The sequence below is a fragment of the Type-E symbiont of Plautia stali genome, from assembly GCF_059731115.1.
The window spans coordinates 1807899-1824370 of record NZ_AP035906.1; the positions used below are offsets into that span (position 1 = coordinate 1807899).

The 16472-nt window shown below is 52.5% G+C and carries 19 protein-coding genes and 1 other annotated feature; of the genes, 17 read left to right on the forward strand and 2 right to left on the reverse strand.

All coding sequences use genetic code 11. The annotated features are described in order from the left end of the window. Positions 1 to 9 precede the first annotated feature (9 nt). Positions 10 to 546 carry a YniB family protein gene (locus tag AC6I8L_RS08310; RefSeq protein WP_058959734.1) on the forward strand — a complete coding sequence of 179 codons (537 nt, stop codon included), beginning with the start codon at positions 10 to 12 and terminating at the stop codon, positions 544 to 546. Between the two features lie 4 nt (positions 547 to 550). On the opposite strand, the gene AC6I8L_RS08315 is transcribed toward AC6I8L_RS08310, so the two are convergent. Together AC6I8L_RS08315 and ghoS are read right to left on the reverse strand one after the other, a co-directional pair. Further along, positions 551 to 1444 carry a fructosamine kinase family protein gene (locus AC6I8L_RS08315; RefSeq protein WP_058959735.1) on the reverse strand — a complete coding sequence of 298 codons (894 nt, stop codon included), beginning with the start codon at positions 1442 to 1444 and terminating at the stop codon, positions 551 to 553. Positions 1445 to 1533: 89 nt separating this feature from the next. After that, positions 1534 to 1827 (reverse strand): type V toxin-antitoxin system endoribonuclease antitoxin GhoS, encoded by a 294-nt coding sequence (gene ghoS, locus AC6I8L_RS08320; RefSeq protein ID WP_479398380.1) that lies wholly within the window; start codon positions 1825 to 1827, stop codon positions 1534 to 1536. 329 nt (positions 1828 to 2156) lie between these two features. Between ghoS and AC6I8L_RS08325 the strand changes: the two genes are divergently transcribed. The 16 genes from AC6I8L_RS08325 to AC6I8L_RS08400 all read left to right on the forward strand — a co-directional run bounded on the left by AC6I8L_RS08325 (position 2157) and on the right by AC6I8L_RS08400 (position 16469). Beyond that, a complete protein-coding gene (locus AC6I8L_RS08325; RefSeq protein WP_058959737.1) occupies positions 2157 to 2918 on the forward strand; it encodes a DUF481 domain-containing protein in 762 nt (253 codons plus the stop codon). A 243-nt stretch (positions 2919 to 3161) separates the two neighbouring features. Beyond that, on the forward strand, positions 3162 to 5090 hold the full coding sequence (thrS, locus tag AC6I8L_RS08330) for a threonine--tRNA ligase (protein WP_038647340.1): 1929 nt from the start codon (positions 3162 to 3164) through the stop codon (positions 5088 to 5090). Positions 5091 to 5094: 4 nt separating this feature from the next. Then, a complete protein-coding gene (gene infC / locus AC6I8L_RS08335) occupies positions 5095 to 5646 on the forward strand; it encodes a translation initiation factor IF-3 (protein WP_034821726.1) in 552 nt (183 codons plus the stop codon). A 99-nt stretch (positions 5647 to 5745) separates the two neighbouring features. Beyond that, on the forward strand, positions 5746 to 5943 hold the full coding sequence (gene rpmI / locus AC6I8L_RS08340; RefSeq protein WP_006118955.1) for a 50S ribosomal protein L35: 198 nt from the start codon (positions 5746 to 5748) through the stop codon (positions 5941 to 5943). A gap of 82 nt (positions 5944 to 6025) precedes the next feature. Next, on the forward strand, positions 6026 to 6382 hold the full coding sequence (gene rplT / locus AC6I8L_RS08345; protein WP_007892678.1) for a 50S ribosomal protein L20: 357 nt from the start codon (positions 6026 to 6028) through the stop codon (positions 6380 to 6382). A 115-nt stretch (positions 6383 to 6497) separates the two neighbouring features. After that, positions 6498 to 6623: a sequence feature (Phe leader region), on the forward strand. Continuing rightward, positions 6503 to 6547: a pheST operon leader peptide PheM gene (pheM, locus tag AC6I8L_RS08350; protein WP_121626058.1), complete on the forward strand. Its 45-nt coding sequence runs from the start codon at positions 6503 to 6505 to the stop codon at positions 6545 to 6547. It overlaps the preceding feature by 45 nt. A 71-nt stretch (positions 6624 to 6694) precedes the next feature. Next, complete coding sequence (pheS, locus tag AC6I8L_RS08355; protein WP_034821723.1) at positions 6695 to 7678, forward strand: phenylalanine--tRNA ligase subunit alpha; 984 nt, start codon at positions 6695 to 6697, stop codon at positions 7676 to 7678. A 14-nt stretch (positions 7679 to 7692) separates the two neighbouring features. After that, positions 7693 to 10080: a phenylalanine--tRNA ligase subunit beta gene (pheT, locus tag AC6I8L_RS08360; protein ID WP_058959738.1), complete on the forward strand. Its 2388-nt coding sequence runs from the start codon at positions 7693 to 7695 to the stop codon at positions 10078 to 10080. A 4-nt stretch (positions 10081 to 10084) separates the two neighbouring features. Continuing rightward, positions 10085 to 10387, forward strand: a complete 303-nt coding sequence (gene ihfA / locus AC6I8L_RS08365; RefSeq protein WP_007892687.1) for an integration host factor subunit alpha — start codon at positions 10085 to 10087, stop codon at positions 10385 to 10387. A gap of 191 nt (positions 10388 to 10578) precedes the next feature. After that, positions 10579 to 10941, forward strand: a complete 363-nt coding sequence (locus AC6I8L_RS08370) for a DUF2502 domain-containing protein (protein WP_058959739.1) — start codon at positions 10579 to 10581, stop codon at positions 10939 to 10941. A 90-nt stretch (positions 10942 to 11031) separates the two neighbouring features. Next, entirely contained in the window at positions 11032 to 12015 is a 984-nt protein-coding gene (gene btuC, locus AC6I8L_RS08375; protein WP_058959740.1) for a vitamin B12 ABC transporter permease BtuC, read from the forward strand. A gap of 39 nt (positions 12016 to 12054) precedes the next feature. Next, positions 12055 to 12600: a glutathione peroxidase gene (locus AC6I8L_RS08380; RefSeq protein ID WP_058959741.1), complete on the forward strand. Its 546-nt coding sequence runs from the start codon at positions 12055 to 12057 to the stop codon at positions 12598 to 12600. Further along, positions 12601 to 13347, forward strand: coding sequence for a vitamin B12 ABC transporter ATP-binding protein BtuD (gene btuD / locus AC6I8L_RS08385; RefSeq protein WP_058959742.1), 747 nt, complete (start codon positions 12601 to 12603; stop codon positions 13345 to 13347). It abuts the gene before it with no gap. Between the two features lie 68 nt (positions 13348 to 13415). Beyond that, the gene (locus tag AC6I8L_RS08390) at positions 13416 to 13877 is read left to right on the forward strand and encodes an NlpC/P60 family protein (RefSeq protein WP_058959743.1); all 462 of its coding nucleotides are present in this window, start codon (positions 13416 to 13418) and stop codon (positions 13875 to 13877) included. A 311-nt stretch (positions 13878 to 14188) separates the two neighbouring features. Then, positions 14189 to 14932 carry an EAL domain-containing protein gene (locus tag AC6I8L_RS08395; RefSeq protein WP_058959773.1) on the forward strand — a complete coding sequence of 248 codons (744 nt, stop codon included), beginning with the start codon at positions 14189 to 14191 and terminating at the stop codon, positions 14930 to 14932. A 97-nt stretch (positions 14933 to 15029) separates the two neighbouring features. Further along, positions 15030 to 16469, forward strand: a complete 1440-nt coding sequence (locus AC6I8L_RS08400; RefSeq protein ID WP_058959744.1) for a protein adenylyltransferase SelO — start codon at positions 15030 to 15032, stop codon at positions 16467 to 16469. Positions 16470 to 16472: the final 3 nt, after the last annotated feature.

Genomic DNA, 16472 nt, shown 5'->3' on the forward strand with positions numbered 1-16472 from the left:
GGAGACACCATGACTTACCAACAGGCTGGCCGCATCGCCATCCTTAAGCGAGTGGCTGGCTGGGTAATTTTTATTCCGGCGTTGCTATCCACCATCATTTCCATTCTTGGCTTCATGTTTAAACACAGTGAAAAGCAGCCGGGAATTGATGCGGTGATGCTCGATTTCGTCCATGTTATGGTCGACATGATCAAGTTCAATACGCCGTTTTTGAACCTGTTTTGGCAAAATTCACCCGTGCCCGAGTTTCATGGCGGTGCCAATATTGGCTTCTGGATTATCTACATCCTGATTTTCGTCGGCATTGCTTTACAGGCGTCAGGCGCACGCATGTGGCGTCAGTCACGTCACATTAAGGAAGGCATTGAGGATCAATTGATTCTTGAACAAGCCAAAGGTGCAGAAGGGCGCACGCGTGCGCAACTGGAAGAGAAAATCCATATCCCGCGTCATACCATTTTGTTGCAAGTTTTCCCGCTCTATATCCTGCCGATTATCATCGCCATCGCCGGTTATTTTGTCCTGAAATTGCTGGGCATGCTGTAAGGCGTCAGGCCGGTCTGGCCTGACGTTGTCCTAACGTATCTTCATTCAAAAGCTGGTCAATCGCGAATTGTGCGGCGCTTGTCCAGTTACCTGCAAACACGTTGGCGCGATTAAGCAAATAATAGAGCTGGTACACCGGCTGTCGTTGCGAGAACCCTTCTGCCAGCGGCCATACTGAGTGATATCCCTCGTAAATCTGGCGCGGTAATTCGACGTAATAATTCAACATCGCGAGATCGCACTCCCGATCGCCCCAATAGCAAGCGGGATCAAACAACCAAGGTCCACTGCTGCTGTCCGCACAGTTGGCAGGCCATAAATCGCCGTGTAGTAAAGAAGGCTGAGGATGATGATTGGCCAGCGCGCGTTGCACGCAATCGACGATCAATTCGGTATTGCCATATTGCACCCCTTTCTCAGCGGCCAGTTGCAGCTGCCAGCCAATACGCTGCTCAGCGAAGAATACCGACCAGCGGCGTAACCAACTGTTGGGCTGAGGGGAGGTGGTGATGTTGTTATCGTAATCGAGGCCAAACTGCGGTTGCTCACTCCATTGATGGAGGTGAGCCAACTGCTGGCCAAGCTGGAAGGCGCTCTGTTCGTTCAGCGCCTCTGGCTGAATATACTCCAACAGTAAGAAGCTGCTGTCGCGGTCATTCCCGACGCCATACACTTTCGGCACGCGAACTGTCTGCGTACGCGCCAGCAAGCCCAGTTGGTCAGCTTCCCAACTGAACAAGGTCAGCATATCGCGCGTATTACATTTGACGAAGACGTCGAGATCGCCATAACGGAGGCGCCAGGCGGGATGCACATCGCCACCGGGAAGTTCATAGCGTTCAGTGATTTCAGCTTCACCGGCGTGTTCGCTTAACAGACGACTAATGGCTGACCACATTGGGTAATCCTCTTTATTCGCTGCGTAGGTTTGATTGTAGCGCTCAAAACTTCAGCAAAACCAGTGGTGCGGCGATTATTTGTGGCGCGTCAGGGTTTTGCCTTTAGAAATTCGGACAGCGTGGTGATCTTCACCTCTGCTTTACGATGCAGGGCAACATCCGCCAGCCCGGCGGCGTGTTCTGCGATCTCATGTTGTTCCAATGCACTGATGATGCCAAAACTGTTGGTTCCCAACTCATGCGAATGACCTTCATCATCATGCAAGGTCGTGGTGTAACCGCCGCTGACCATTACGCTATTAAGGGATTGCAGATCGCCCAGGCTCTCATCAGGGTAGCTTAGCGTGACAATGTAACGTTTAAGGTCGTGGTCACTCATCATTCACCTCATTGTAATGGAACAGATTTCAGCGTAGACCAGCGCTGCGGATAGAGCGAATTCTGCGCAATTCAGGTGGGAAAAGGGAGCGTAAATCTGCGTCAACAGGCTTCAGAAAATTCTTGTATCAATTGGGCTGCTATTTCGCTAAATGCCTCTTATAATGCGCAGCGGTAATGGGAAAACTCCTATTAACCATGCGGTTCCAGCGCGGAACCTGGCATTTCTGGCACCTTCATACTTTTTTACAAAACTTACCGTAAATTGCATTGATTGGCTGGGAAAACTCTTCAGACTCACTCTTTTTTAAACTGCCGTACGGGTCACATTTAATGAAAGCCTTTAATAAGCTGTCCGCTGTTTTATTGCTCTCTGCTGGAGCATTTTGTCACCAGGCATTTGCAGATAACACCGTTTTTACCTCTATGGATGACCCTTCAACGGCAAAAAAACCGTTTGAAGGCAGCGCGTCAGCCGGTTATTTGGCACAGACAGGGAATACCACCAGTTCATCATTGAGCGCCTCAACCAATTTGACGTGGTATCAGACCAACACCGCTTACAGCTTGTGGGGCAACGCCGCGAACAACTCATCCAACGATGAGCGTTCCTCAGAGACTTACAACATCGGTGGTCGTACCCGTTACAATATGAACAGCGCGGACTATCTGTTCGGTCAGGCAAGCTGGTTGAGTGACCGTTTCAACGGTTACGATTCGCGTGATGTACTGACTGCCGGTTATGGTCGCCAGTTGCTGAACGGTCCTGTGCACTCGCTGCGTGCTGAATTCGGTCCTGGTGTCCGTTACGATGATTTCCATGAAGGTGGCCACGAAACCAAGGCGCTGGGATACGGTGCTGTGAGCTACCAGTGGCAACTGACTGACACGACCAAATTCATCCAGGGTGTTTCCGTGTTGAGCAGCTTCGGTGAAGATACAACGCTGAACTCCGAAACCGGCTTGCAGGTGGCCATCAACGAACATTTCGCGTTGAAGCTGGCTTACAACGTGACCTGGAATAATAATCCGCCAGAGTCTGCGCCGGATCGTACCGACACCAAAACCACCATCCAGCTTTCTTACGCGATGTAAGCGAGCCGTGATGAAAAACCGTTGCCGGTCAGCGCCGCGCAGCGGTTTTTTTTTATCTGTCGATGGCTTAGCGCATTTTTCGCGGGTTTAGATCGCGGCAGAAAGCTGCTATTATCTCCGGCGCTTTACATTCCTGGCGTCATTCCGACAACGTGGGTCTGACATTACGCCGGGTTACTCAAACAGAACTCAATGTTGCATGTAGGCTTTCGTGTGGCTTACCACTGCAATTAAGGATATGAAATGCCAGTAATTACTCTTCCTGATGGCAGCCAGCGCGTATTTGACCGTCCGGTCAGCGTGATGGACATCGCTCTGGATATTGGACCGGGTCTGGCGAAAGCCTGTATTGCCGGTCGTGTTAATGGCGAGCTGGTGGACGCGGTTGATCCGATCACCGAAGATGCTCAGGTGGCAATTATCACCGCCAAAGATGAAGCTGGTCTGGAAATTATTCGTCACTCTTGTGCGCACCTGTTAGGGCATGCGATTAAACAACTGTGGCCGAATACCAAAATGGCGATTGGTCCGGTGATCGATAACGGCTTCTATTATGACGTCGATTTGGATCACACCCTGACGCAGGAAGATCTTGAGCTGCTGGAAAAGCGTATGCACCAGCTGGCTGAGACTAATTACGATGTGGTGAAGAAGAAGGTGAGCTGGCAGGAAGCACGTGATGTGTTTGCTGAGCGTGGCGAAAGCTACAAAACCACCATTCTTGACGAAAACATCAGCCACGATGATCAACCTGGTTTGTATCATCATGAAGAATACATCGACATGTGCCGCGGTCCGCACGTGCCGAACATGCGTTTCTGCCATCACTTCAAACTGCAGAAAATCTCCGGTGCTTACTGGCGCGGCAACAGCGACAACAAAATGCTGCAGCGTATTTACGGTACAGCGTGGGGCGACAAGAAGCAGCTGGCTGCCTATCTGCAGCGTTTGGAAGAAGCGGCGAAGCGCGATCACCGTAAAATCGGTAAGCAGCTCGACCTGTACCATATGCAGGAAGAAGCGCCAGGTATGGTTTTCTGGCACAACGACGGCTGGACCATCTTCCGTGAACTGGAAGTGTTCGTCCGTACCAAGCTGAAAGAGTACGATTACCAGGAAGTGAAAGGTCCGTTTATGATGGACCGTGTGCTGTGGGAAAAAACCGGCCACTGGGAAAACTACAAAGAAGCGATGTTCACCACCTCTTCAGAGAACCGTGAATATTGCATCAAGCCAATGAACTGCCCTGGTCACGTTCAGATCTTTAATCAGGGTCTGAAATCCTACCGTGACCTGCCGCTGCGAATGGCGGAATTTGGTAGCTGCCACCGTAATGAGCCATCAGGCGCATTGCACGGCCTGATGCGCGTCCGTGGTTTTACCCAGGATGATGCGCACGTCTTCTGTACCGAAGATCAGGTGCGTGATGAAGTGAACAGCTGTATTCGTATGGTGTACGACATGTACAGCACCTTCGGTTTTGAAAAAATCGTGGTGAAACTGTCGACCCGTCCGGAGAAACGTATCGGTACCGATGAAATGTGGGACCGTGCGGAAGTGGATTTAGCAGAAGCGTTGAAGGAGAACGAAATTCCGTTCGAATATCAGCCAGGAGAGGGTGCCTTCTACGGCCCGAAAATTGAGTTTACCCTGTACGATTGCCTCGACCGCGCATGGCAGTGCGGCACCGTTCAGCTAGACTTCTCCCTGCCAAAACGTTTGGACGCCACTTATGTGGGCGAAAACAACGATCGTCAGACGCCGGTAATGATTCACCGTGCGATTCTCGGTTCAATGGAGCGCTTTATCGGCATCCTGACCGAAGAGTTCGCGGGCTTCTTCCCGAGCTGGCTGGCCCCCGTGCAGGCTGTGGTGATGAATATTACCGACAGTCAGGCAGAATATGTCAGTGAATTGACAAAGAAATTGCAGAAAGCTGGCATTCGTGTCAAAGCAGACTTGAGAAACGAGAAGATAGGCTTTAAAATCCGCGAGCACACATTACGTCGCGTTCCTTATATGCTGGTTTGCGGTGAGAAAGAGGTGGAAGCAGGCAAAGTTGCCGTGCGCACCCGCCGTGGTAAAGACCTCGGGAGCATGGACGTAGATGTGTTTGTTGAGAAGCTGCAACAAGAGATTCGCAGCCGACATCTTCACCAATTAGAGGAATAAGGTTATTAAAGGCGGAAAACGAGTACAACCGACGCGTCCGAACCGTATCAACGGCGAAATCCGTGCTACCGAAGTGCGCTTAACTGGCGTAGACGGCGAGCAACTTGGCATTGTGACATTGCGCGAAGCAATTGAGAAAGCCGAAGAAGCTGGCGTAGATTTAGTTGAAATCAGCCCGAACGCCGAACCGCCGGTTTGCCGTATTATGGATTACGGCAAGTTCCTTTATGAAAAGAGTAAATCTTCTAAGGAACAGAAGAAGAAGCAGAAAGTTATCCAGGTTAAGGAAATCAAATTCCGTCCTGGTACCGATGATGGCGACTATCAGGTCAAACTACGCAACCTGATTCGCTTTCTGGAAGAGGGCGATAAAGCCAAAATCACGCTGCGTTTCCGTGGTCGTGAAATGGCGCACCAGCAGATCGGTATGGAAGTGCTTAACCGCGTCCGTAAAGACCTGTGTGAAGATCTGGATCTGGCCATTGTCGAGTCCTTCCCGACTAAGATCGAAGGCCGCCAGATGATCATGGTGCTCGCACCGAAGAAGAAACAGTAGGCCTTCAAGTAATAATTCCGCGCAGCGTTCGCGCTGTGCGGAATCTTATTCGCCTGTCTGATTCATTTTATTAACAATGCGAAGTGGATATTTGTAAAAATGCCAAAGATTAAAACTGTCCGTGGCGCGGCTAAGCGCTTCAAGAAGACCGCTTCTGGCGGCTTCAAGCGTAAGCACGCGAACCTGCGTCATATTCTGACTAAGAAGTCTACCAAGCGTAAACGTCACCTGCGTCCGAAAGGCATGGTGTCTAAAGGCGATCTGGGTCTGGTTGTTGCCTGCCTGCCGTACGCATAAGTAAACTTTTTATAAATCTGCCTGAACACTTTGCGTACTGCAGGGAATAGGGCATCACAGAATATGATATAGGAGAGCTCACATGGCTCGCGTAAAACGTGGTGTAATTGCTCGCGCACGTCACAAGAAAATCTTAAAACAAGCTAAAGGCTACTACGGTGCACGTTCACGTGTTTACCGCGTTGCTTTCCAGGCTGTTATCAAAGCTGGTCAGTATGCTTACCGTGACCGTCGTCAACGTAAGCGTCAGTTCCGTCAGCTGTGGATCGCGCGTATCAACGCTGCGGCCCGTCAGAACGGTATCTCTTACAGCCGTTTCATCAATGGCCTGAAAAAAGCCTCTATTGAAATCGACCGTAAGATTCTGGCTGACATCGCTGTATTCGACAAAGTGACCTTCACGGCACTGGTCGAAAAAGCAAAATCAGCTCTGGCGTAAGTCAGATGAAAAAGGGAGCTTGCTCCCTTTTTTATTGCCTGCAACTCACGCAAAAGATTGACATTTTAACCGCAGGGCTTTTCAATAGTGCGGTTTCTATCAAGACAAGGTAACGCAAGCATGCACGCTGCTATTTTCCGTTTCTTTTTTTACTTTAGCGCCTGACAATCGGGGGCTTTTGCGCATAAGAAAAGAAACGAAAAATCGCGCTGAAAGCCTCCCTCGTGGAGGCTTTTTTGTTTCTGGCGACACTTAATCGGATCTCACGGTCCTTACAAGAACTGACCAGCCCGGCTGGAAGAAGAGGAAATCATGTCCCAACTCGCAGACCTGGTGGCCCGTGCCACGGCCGCTATCGACGAGGCGTCGGATATCGCCGCCCTGGACGCCGTGCGCGTCGAATTCCTGGGTAAGAAAGGGCATCTGACGCTGCAAATGACCACCCTGCGTGAACTGCCAGCGGAAGACCGTCCGGCAGCAGGCGCGGTGATTAACGAAGCGAAGCAGCAGGTGCAGGATCGTCTTAACGCACGTAAAGACACCCTGGAAAGCGCTGAGCTGAATGCGCGCCTCGCCGCAGAGACCATTGATGTCTCGCTGCCTGGTCGTCGCGTTGAGAACGGTGGTTTGCACCCGGTGACTCGTACCATCGACCGTATAGAAAACTTCTTCGGCGAGTTGGGCTTTGCGGTGGTCACTGGTCCGGAAATCGAAGATGACTATCATAACTTCGACGCACTCAACATTCCTGGCCACCATCCGGCGCGTGCTGACCACGATACCTTCTGGTTCGATGCCACCCGTCTGCTGCGCACCCAGACGTCTGGCGTGCAGATCCGCACCATGAAAAACCAGCAGCCGCCGATCCGCATCATCGCGCCAGGTCGCGTGTATCGTAACGACTACGATCAAACGCACACCCCAATGTTCCATCAGATGGAAGGTCTGATTGTCGATAAAGACATCAGCTTCACTAACCTGAAAGGCACGCTGCACGATTTCCTGAACAACTTCTTTGAAGAAGACCTGCAGATTCGCTTCCGTCCTTCTTACTTCCCGTTCACCGAACCCTCCGCGGAAGTGGATGTGATGGGTAAAAACGGCAAGTGGCTGGAAGTGCTGGGCTGCGGCATGGTGCATCCAAATGTGTTGCGCAATGTGGGCATCGACCCGGAAGTCTACTCTGGCTTCGCTTTCGGCATGGGAATGGAGCGTCTGACCATGCTGCGTTACGGCGTGAACGATCTGCGCGCCTTCTTCGAAAATGATTTACGTTTCCTCAAACAATTTAAATAAGGGCAGGTTATCCAATGAAATTCAGTGAACTCTGGTTACGCGAATGGGTAAATCCAGCCCTGGACAGCGCTGCGCTGTCTGAGCAAATCACCATGGCCGGCCTGGAAGTGGACGGCGTGGATCCGGTCGCGGGTGCGTTCAATGGCGTGGTCGTGGGTGAAGTGGTGGAGTGCGGCCAGCATCCGAACGCAGACAAACTGCGCGTGACCAAAATCAACGTGGGCGGCGAGCGCCTGCTGGATATCGTCTGTGGCGCGCCAAACTGCCGCCAGGGCCTGAAAGTCGCCGTGGCGACCGTCGGCGCTGTACTGCCAGGCGACTTCAAAATCAAAGCCGCGAAACTGCGCGGTGAGCCTTCAGAAGGCATGCTGTGCTCGTTCTCTGAGCTGGGTATTTCCGACGATCACAGCGGCATTATTGAACTGCCTGCTGATGCGCCTATCGGCACTGACATCCGCAGCTACCTGCAGCTGGATGACAACACCATCGAAATCAGCGTAACGCCAAACCGTGCCGATTGCCTCGCTATTATCGGTATTGCGCGCGATGTGGCGGTAGTCAACGGTTTGCCGCTCACCGAGCCAACGATTGAGCCGGTTAAAGCGACCATTACCGATACCTTCCCGATTCGCGTAGATGCCACCGACGCTTGCCCACGTTATCTGGGCCGCGTAGTAAAAGGCATCAATGTGAAAGCGGCAACGCCACTGTGGATGCGTGAAAAACTGCGTCGCTGCGGCATCCGTTCTATCGACCCGGTGGTGGACATCACCAACTACGTTCTGCTGGAACTCGGTCAGCCGATGCACGCCTTTGACCTCGACCGCATTGACGGCGGCATTGTGGTACGCATGGCGGAAGAGGGTGAAGTCCTGACCTTACTGGATGGCACCGAAGCGAAACTCAGCAGCGACACGCTGGTGATTGCTGACCATCAGAAAGCGCTGGCGATGGGCGGCATTTTTGGTGGTGAGCACTCTGGTGTGAACGAAGAAACCCAAAATGTGCTGTTCGAGTGTGCTTTCTTTGAACCGCTGGCGATCACTGGCCGTGCTCGTCGTCAGGGTCTGCATACCGACGCGTCGCATCGTTACGAGCGTGGTGTTGATCCGGCCCTGCAATTTAAAGCCATTGAACGCGCCACCCAGCTGCTGCTGGACATTTGTGGCGGCGAAGCGGGTCCGGTTATCGATCAAACTGACGCCAGCAAGCTGCCTGAGCGCGCCACCATTACTCTGCGTCGCGAAAAGCTGGACCGCCTGATTGGCCACGTGATCGGCGATGAGCAGGTCACCGATATCCTGACGCGTCTCGGTTGCGAAGTGACCGTGGGCAATGGCGAGTGGACAGCCGTTGCACCAAGCTGGCGTTTCGATATGGCGATTGAAGAAGATCTGGTTGAAGAAGTGGCCCGCGTATACGGCTACAACAACATTCCAGACGTGCCGGTGAAAGCCAGCCTGATTATGACGAAGCATCGCGAAGCGGATCTGTCGCTGAAGCGTGCGCGTAACCTGCTCGTCGATAAAGGCTATCAGGAAGCGATTACCTACAGCTTCGTTGATCCGAAAGTGCAGCAGCTGCTGCATCCGGGTGAAGAAGCGCTGATCCTGCCAAGCCCGATTTCCAGCGATATGTCGGCAATGCGCTTGTCACTGTGGACCGGTCTGCTTGGTGCGGTGGTGTATAACCAGAACCGTCAGCAAGGCCGTGTGCGCCTGTTTGAGAGCGGTTTGCGCTTTGTTCCTGATACGCAGGCCGATCTCGGTATCCGCCAGGATCTTATGCTGGCGGGCGTTCTGAGCGGTAATCGCTATGAAGAGCATTGGGATCTGGCGCGTCAGACAGTTGACTTCTATGATTTAAAAGGCGATTTAGAATCGTTACTGGATTTGACCGGTAAACTTGATGAGATTTCTTTCCGTGCAGAAGCCAATCCGGCGCTGCATCCGGGACAGAGCGCGGCAATTTATTTACGCGGCGAACGAATCGGATTTATCGGAGTGGTTCATCCGGAGTTGGAACGTAAGCTGGATCTCAACGGCCGCACCTTAGTGTTTGAACTGCTTTGGAATAAGGTCGCAGACCGCGTCCTGCCTGACGCGCGCGAGATTTCACGCTTCCCGGCGAACCGTCGTGATATCGCTGTGGTAGTGGCTGAAAACGTGCCCGCAGCAGATATCATCGCGGAGTGTAAGAAAGTTGGCGTAAATCAGGTAGTTGGCGTAAACTTGTTTGACGTGTACCGTGGTAAGGGCGTGAACGAGGGCGAAAAGAGCCTCGCGATTAGCCTGATTTTGCAGGATACCAGCCGGACACTCGAAGAAGAGGAGATTGCCGCGACCGTTGCCAAATGCGTTGCGGCATTAAAAGAGCGATTCCAGGCAACCTTGAGGGATTGAACCTATGGCGCTTACAAAAGCTGAAATGTCAGAGTACCTGTTTGAAAAACTCGGGTTGAGCAAACGCGATGCCAAAGAGTTGGTTGAGCTCTTCTTTGAAGAAGTTCGCCGCGCGTTGGAAAACGGAGAACAGGTTAAACTGTCCGGATTTGGTAATTTTGATCTGCGTGACAAAAACCAACGTCCGGGCCGTAACCCGAAGACGGGGGAAGATATTCCTATCACTGCCCGCCGAGTGGTGACCTTCCGTCCGGGACAGAAGTTGAAAAGTCGCGTTGAGAACGCGACACCGAAGGACGCTGACTAATTTCAGTATGATAAAAAGGCCGCTTAGCGGCCTTTTTTATTGGCTGTAAAATGGCCGTTCTGCGCAATCTTTCCATAATGTCAGGATTTCGTAAGTATCCGGAAAATAGGATGAAAATCGGCACTGGCTGATAGTGACTGCGGCAATCCATTTGTTATAACAGCGCCATCACATAACAAGGGGTATTGCTGATGAAAAAGACAGCACTTTTACTGGGCATCCTGTTAGGCATGCCGCTGCTGGCTAGCGCCAATGTTTCCGTTAACATCAACACACCGGGTGTTTCTATTCATATCGGTGATCAAGATAAACGTGGCTACTACTGGGATGGCTACGACTGGCGTGCGCCAACCTGGTGGAAACAGCACCAAAATCAACGCATCGGCACCAAAGGCCCGCACGGTTACTGGAACGGTAACGGCTGGCAGCCACAGCACCCGGGCAATGCGCCGCACCATGATAACAAACCGCAGCCGCGCGACCAGCATCATGACTCGCGTGATAGCCACGACAAGCGTGATAATCACGGTCAACCGATCCCGCCTCATCAGTAAGCGTTGCTCAGCGGCACCCACTCGGTGCCGCTTTCTTTTTGCCACAATCCCACTACAATCAAATCTCTGTTTTCTCTGCCAATCTTATCTATGACTCTGTTGGACCAGCTTGCCCGTCAGGCCGACCGTCGTAGCCAGCGCTGGCTGATGCTGCTCGGTGCCATTCTGCTGCTGCTGTTTATTCTCAGCCTGTGCGCCGGAGACATCTGGATATCGCCAACCCAATGGTTTTCCTCTAACGGTGAACTCTTCGTCTGGCAGTTGCGCTTACCGCGGACGCTGGCGGTGCTGCTGGTGGGCGCTGCGCTGGCGGTGTGTGGTGTGGTGATGCAGGCGCTGTTCAACAATCCGCTGGCAGAACCCGGCCTGCTTGGCGTATCCAATGGCGCGGGCATTGGGTTAGTGTTGGGTGTCATGCTGGGCAATGGCTCATTATGGAGCCTGACGCTGGCGGCGATGGCGGGCGCATTATTGATCACGCTGATCCTGCTGCACTTTGCCCATCGTCAGCTTTCAGCCAGCCGCTTATTGCTCACGGGGGTCGCGCTCGGCATTATCTGTAGCGCAGTGATGACATGGGCCGTGTACTTTAGCACCAGCCTCGATCTACGGCAGTTAATGTACTGGATGATGGGCGGCTTTGGCGGTATTGACTGGCGCTATGGCTGGATGATGCTAGCGCTGTTGCCGGTCACTCTGCTGCTGACAGCCACCGCTCGGACGCTGAATTTACTTTCACTGGGGGAAACCTCGGCGCGTCAGCTAGGCCTGCCGTTATTGTTATGGCGTAACCTGTTAGTGTTGGCGATGGGCTGGCTGGTTGGCGCCAGCGTGGCGATGGCCGGTGCCATCGGGTTTGTCGGATTGGTCATCCCTCATCTGTTACGCTTAAGCGGTTTTAGCGATCACCGATACCTGCTGCCCGCCTCGGCGCTGGCAGGGGCTGCGGTGCTCCTCGGGGCAGATATTATCGCCCGACTGGTGCTGACGTCGGCAGAGTTGCCGATTGGCGTGGTCACCGCCACCCTCGGCGCACCGCTGTTTATCGTGCTATTAGTGAAATCTTCGCGCTAGCAATGGCTGGCATCTTGGTCTCAACAACAGGAATCGACAATGAGCATTTATCAGACAGAACTGGTTACCCTGGACGGCGAAAAAACGACGCTGGAACAGTATCAGGACAACGTACTGCTGGTGGTCAACGTGGCGTCAAAATGTGGGCTGACGGCGCAGTATGAGCAGCTTGAGTCACTGCAGAAAGCCTGGCAGGACAAAAACTTTAGCGTGCTGGGTTTCCCCTGCAACCAGTTTCTGGAGCAGGAGCCGGGCAGCAACGAAGAGATCAAAACCTTCTGCAGCACCACTTATGGTGTGACTTTCCCGATGTTCGATAAAACCGATGTGAACGGTGCAGATCGTCATCCGCTGTATGCGCAGTTAACGGCGGCACAGCCAGAAGCCGAACGTCCTGAAGGCAGCGGTTTCCTCGAGCGTATGGTGAGTAAAGGACGTGCACCAAAAGCCGAGGGCGACATTTTGTGGAACTTCGAAAAATTCCTCATCAACAAACAGGGTAAGGTGATTGCGCGTTTCTCTCCGGATATGACGCCTGATGATCCGATCATCCTGAAACGCGTTGAGCAGGCGCTGGCAGAGTAAATGCTGTTGCAGTGTCAGGGAGTCAGCGTCGCGGGACGTCTGGCTCCGGTTGATCTCAGCGTCAATGCAGGTGAATGGATACATTTGGTGGGCCCGAATGGCGCGGGAAAAAGTACTTTACTCTGTGCGCTGTCGGGATTATTGCCGGCTCAAGGCGTGATTCAGCTAGCAGGAACGTCGTTGAGCCGCTTAAGCGGGGCTGCACTGGCTCAATGGCGTGCCTGGTTACCGCAACAACAGGCCGCGTTAGGGACCATGCCCGTCTGGCACTATCTGCGTCTGCATTTCTCTTCGGCGTCGCCGCAGGTAGATGTCACACTCAATGATGTGCTGACGCAACTCAGCATACACGACAAATTACCCCGTCAACTGACGCAGCTCTCTGGTGGCGAATGGCAGCGTGTGCGGCTGGCGGCAGTAGTGATGCAAATCCATCCGGCGATCAATCCTCACGGCAAGCTTTTAATTCTGGATGAGCCGATGACGGCATTGGATGTCGCGCAGCAGCGAGCCGTGGATAAATTGCTGCTCCAGCTGTGCCACGCCGGTATTGCGGTGATTGCCAGCGGCCATGATCTTAACCACAGTCTGCGCCATGCCGACCGCGTAGGATTGATGCATCAGGGGGAAGTGGTGATGCAGGGGAGTGCGCGGGACGTCTTAACCGCCGCCAATCTCTCTCCGTTGTACCAAACCGAGTTTCAACAATTAGATACACCGCAAGGCCCTCTGCTGTTTATTCCCTGAATAACATTGCCTGTTAAGCAGATTTGCCGCTAAAGTGTCATCCGGGCGACGGATTTAGGGACATTCTGATGCGAATAACGGTATTTCTTCTGATGCTGCTGCTGGTTGGGTGTAGTAGCCATCACGCGCCGCCGCCGAATGGCCGCCTTTATGATTCCATCACCGTGATTGCTCAACTCAACGATCAGTTAGGTCGCTGGCGTGGCACGCCTTATCGCTACGGCGGGTTAAGTCGAGGCGGTGTGGATTGCTCTGGTTTTGTTTATCTGACCTTCCGCGATAAATTCGATATGCAACTGCCGCGTTCTACCGTTGACCAGACGGATATTGGCACTCGCATTGATAAACGCGATTTGCTGCCCGGTGATCTGGTCTTCTTTAAAACGGGCAGCGGAGAGAATGGCCTGCATGTGGGTATTTATGATACCGATAACACCTTCATCCACGCTTCTACCAGCCAGGGGGTGATTCGCTCTTCACTGGATAATGTCTATTGGCGCAAGGTATTTTGGCAGGCACGTCGTATCTGAATGATTACCATACCAGTGCTGAATGACCTATTCTCTTCATGGTTTTTCAGCCGGTTTATTATTGAATTCCCCTCAAATTTAACTCTCATTTAAAATGGCACTTTACCTGTGCTCGCATAAATACTAAAAATAAGACTGAATTTATTTAATGAGTATGGACAACCCCCTCGGCTATTTGGCTTAAGTTTTATTTATGGCTTAAAACGGTTTAATCAGGCACAAAATTGCGTCTCTTCTAACGTTTGGTCCTATTGCCTGACCGTTTTCATTGATATACGATGCGCCAATTGCCACTGCCTCTGGCTGCTAAAATGAAAGTCCATTTATCTGCCGACTATCAGTCGGAAACCTGGTTCTATCCAGTTTACACACTGGCGGGCCAGCTGACTGCGGTCGAGCTGGTGACGCAATTCGTCCACGACAGCGCACCTATTACGCTGCCGCAGGATTTGCTGTTGCCGCAATTAGACGATGCGCAGCAATTACGGTTAATGCAGAGCCAGCTTTCTTTACTGGAAAAGTACCGTGACTTTTTTGAGCTACATCAAATTACCGCTTTGGTTCGTATTGATGATTCGATGGCGTTAACGCTGCTTGAAAGTGAATTTCTGTTAAGGAAATTTAAACAACTTCCTTTTATTATTCTCGATATTAGCGAAACGTTTCCGCAATTAGCGCGCGGAAAATCGCAGCCACTTCTGGCAACATTACAGCAGGAATTCCGTTTATCACTTTCCCAATTTGGTGCGGGTAAAGCACCTGCAACCGCAGTTTACGATAATCTCTTTAGTGTACTGAAACTGGATAAAACCTTTATACAAGGCCTGGCTAAACGTGCATCTTTTACACCATTTATCCAAACGGTCATCGATAATTTCTCAGATTATGCCGATCAGCTCATAATATGTGGTGTTGACGATAACCTCATGCTGGAGAAAGTCAGCACGCTGAGCGGAGCTCAACTACAAGGCAATTTGTTCCCGGTTGTCAAAGCGGAACGGTTAGGTGATCTTATTTATCCTGATGTGACTTCGCACACCCCTTCACAGCAGTAGTCCTTTCAACTGTCATCCGCTGACGCCCAGCGTTACACTGAACCCTATTCTTTAAACTCACTGTTGGTGCTTTTTGTGTGCACCTTCTGGAGTGGTGATGCAATTTATTAATAGCTGGCAGCAAGAGCTGCCGGGATGCTATACGGCGCTGATGCCAACGCCGTTGGAAGGCGGGCGGCTGTTCTATCATAACGCGCCGCTGGCGGCAGAAATGGAACTGGATGCCGGGCTCTTCACTGGGCAGGGGCACGGCGTCTGGAGTGGTCGTGAGCTATTGCCAGGTATGGCCCCGCTGGCGCAGGTTTACAGCGGACATCAATTTGGTGTGTGGGCCGGCCAACTGGGCGACGGGCGGGGCATTCTGCTGGGTGAACAGCAACTGACGAACGGACGTAAACTCGACTGGCATTTGAAAGGGGCGGGATTGACACCCTATTCGCGTATGGGTGATGGCCGGGCGGTGATTCGTTCCAGCGTGCGTGAGTTCCTGGCTTCGGAAGCGTTGCACCATTTGGGGATTCCCACCACTCGCGCGCTGGCTCTGGCGATTGGCGATGAGCCAGTGCTGCGTGAAACGCAGGAACGCGGGGCAATGCTGATGCGCATCGCTGAGAGTCATCTGCGTTTTGGTCACTTTGAACATTTTTACTATGGCGGCGAGCAGGATAAGGTCCGGCAACTGGCAGATTACGCCATTCATCATCACTGGTCAGAGTTAAGCGATGACGCTGACCGCTATGTGCTGTGGTTTACCGATATCGTGAAACGCACTGCCAGCCTGATCGCCCACTGGCAGAGCGTAGGCTTTGCGCATGGCGTGATGAACACCGACAACATGTCGATCCTCGGACTGACGCTGGATTATGGTCCCTATGGCTTCCTTGATGATTACCAACCCGGATTCATCTGCAATCACAGCGATTATCAGGGGCGTTATTCCTTTGAGAATCAGCCGATGATTGGTTTGTGGAACCTCAATCGTCTGGCGCATGCATTGTCAGGGTTGATGAGCACGGATCAGTTAAAACAGGCGCTCAGCCATTATGAAACGGAACTGATGCGGGTCTGGGGTGAGAAGATGCGCGCTAAACTGGGCCTTCTGACCGCTGATGCCAATGACAACGCGATTCTGACGCAACTGCTGTCGCTGATGATACAAGAGCGAAGCGATTACACGTTGACCTTTCGCTTACTGAGTGAGACGCAGCAGCATCAACAGCGTTCGCCGCTGCGTGATGAATTTATCGACCGCGAGGCGTTTGACCACTGGTACGACGGCTATCGTCAACGTCTGCTGCAGGATGAGGCATCAGATGAACAACGCCAGCAGGTCATGAAGGCGGCCAACCCAGCGCTGGTGTTGCGCAATTATCTGGCACAGCAGGTGATTGAAGAAGTCGAGCAGGGTGAGAAGGCGGCGCTGGAGCGGCTCCATTTGGCTTTACAACAGCCATTTGATGATGCGGCCGTCAGTGCAGAGTTACGCCAACGGCCGCCAGAGTGGGGCAAAACGCTGGAGGTGAGTTGCTCCAGCTAAGGT